This is a genomic window from Acetobacter estunensis, assembly GCF_019083805.1.
GTDB classification, from domain to species: domain Bacteria; phylum Pseudomonadota; class Alphaproteobacteria; order Acetobacterales; family Acetobacteraceae; genus Acetobacter; species Acetobacter estunensis_A.
The window spans coordinates 1-500 of record NZ_JAHRDV010000065.1 but is presented as its reverse complement, the minus strand read 5'-3'; the positions used below and the strand labels follow the sequence as shown (position 1 = coordinate 500).

Here is a 500-nt window from a genome sequence, read left to right as displayed (position 1 = left end):
GAAAATATCTGTTCGGTGCTGGCTGTCGTCCAGCAGGAGTCCGGTTATCAGGCTGACCCTGTCGTGCCGGGGCTAAGTAAAATAGCCTGGCAGGAGATTGATCGTCGTGCTGAGCGACTGCACATTCCGCTGCTTCTGGTGCACACCGCGCTGAAAATTAACTCCCCCAACGGGAAGAGCTATAGCGAACGCCTGGATACGGTAAAAACCGAAAAACAGCTTAGCGCTATTTTTGACGATTTTATCAATATGGCCCCTATGGGGCAGACGCTATTTGGCTCATATAACCCGGGGCATACGGGGGGCCCGATGCAGGTCAGTATCGCCTTTTCCGAACAGCACGCTAAAGGCTATCCGTGGAAGATGGCGGGCACGGTACGTCAGGAAGTGTTTACGCGCCGTGGCGGACTGTGGTTTGGAACATACCATTTGCTGAATTACCCGGCGAACTACAGCGCGCCTGTTTTCCGCTTCGCCGATTTCAACGCCGGATGGTATGC

At 54.2% G+C, this 500-nt stretch carries 1 pseudogene; it reads left to right on the top strand.

What is annotated here, in order from left to right:
- A pseudogene (yaiW, locus tag KUA11_RS17020) lies at positions 1–500 on the top strand (surface-exposed outer membrane lipoprotein YaiW); the annotation flags it as partial.